Origin of the sequence: Pseudomonas sp. BP01 (assembly GCF_022760795.1) — a bacterium.
In the GTDB taxonomy this organism is placed as follows: Bacteria; Pseudomonadota; Gammaproteobacteria; order Pseudomonadales; family Pseudomonadaceae; genus Aquipseudomonas; species Aquipseudomonas putida_Q.
The window spans coordinates 1-1232 of record NZ_JAFBKA010000068.1 but is presented as its reverse complement, the minus strand read 5'-3'; the positions used below and the strand labels follow the sequence as shown (position 1 = coordinate 1232).

General features: G+C 54.5%; 1 protein-coding gene. It reads right to left on the bottom strand.

The window, feature by feature from the left end; all coding sequences use genetic code 11:
* Nucleotides 1-18: 18 nt before the first annotated feature.
* Nucleotides 19-1169 (bottom strand): IS3 family transposase gene (locus JOY50_RS28490; RefSeq protein WP_085982912.1). Its coding sequence is split into 2 segments (ribosomal slippage): nt 19-926 and nt 926-1169, totalling 1152 coding nucleotides; the frame shifts between segments, so codons are not numbered across the junction.
* Between the last annotated feature and the right edge of the window lie 63 nt (nt 1170-1232).

The following is a 1232-nucleotide window of genomic DNA, read 5'->3' as shown; positions in this document are numbered from 1 at the left end:
TGAATCGCCCCTGGTTTCCTAGACACTCTCCAAGCTCAGGAAATAGCGTTTCTCATACTCTACTGGAGACAGCTGCATAGCACTGCTGTGTCGACGTTTTGGGTTATAGAACATCTCGATGTAATCGAAAATATCACTCCGGGCTTCGTCACGTGTCGCGTAGGTCTTTCGTCGAACCCGTTCCCGCTTCAAAAGCTGGAAAAAGCTCTCGGCTACGGCATTGTCGTGGCAGTTTCCCCGTCGGCTCATGCTGCTGACCACATTGTTGGCCTTAAGGAAGCTTTGCCAATCTGAGCTACTGAACTGACTGCCTTGGTCTGAGTGAATCATCACTTGCTGCTGTGGCTTGCGTCGCCAAACGGCCATCAGCATCGCGTCGATAGCAAGGTCGCTGCACATCCTTGGCTTCATTGACCAACCAATTACTTGGCGTGAGAAGAGATCCAGCACTACCGCCAGATAAAGCCATCCTTCATAGGTGCGGATGTAAGTGATATCGGTCACCCAGACCTTGTTCGGCTCGCTGACCTTGAACTGCCGGGCAAGGTGGTTGGGCGAGGCCACGGTTGGTTTTCCGCCATAAAACCCAGGACGACGGCGATAACCCGTTTGCGAACGCAACCCCTCTGCTTGCATCAAACGACCGACTCGATTTCGCCCGCATGTCTCTCCCAGCTCACGCAGGTCACCATGAATTTTGCGATAGCCGTACACACCTCCGCTTTCGAGCCAAGCATGTTTGATCAAACCAAGCAGACGATGATCTTCTTTTGCTCGGGCAGATTGAGGCTCCGCCAACCAAGCGTAGTAGCCGCTGGGATGCACCTTGAGGGTCTGGCAAAGGCGCCGCACCGGGTAATCCGTCGAGTGCTTCTTGATGAAGGCGTACTTCAGCCGCACTCCTTGGCAAAGTACGCGGCGGCCTTCTTTAAGATGTCTCGCTCTTCCGTCACGCGCTTGAGTTCAGCGCGCAGCTTGCGCAGTTCAGCCTGCTGATCATTGTCTTGCTGACGCTGCTCTTGGGGCTTGCTGTAGACCTTGATCCAGGCGTAAAGGCTGTGCACGGACATGCCCAGGCGCTGGGCGACCTCAGCGACAGGCTTGCCTTTCTCGGTCACTTGCTTGACCGCTTCGATCTTGAATTCTTCAGGGTAACGCTGACGACTCATGGCACCTCCTATTTGGGCCTCATTATGAGGCTTGGAGGTGTCTACGAAACCAGGGGCGATTCA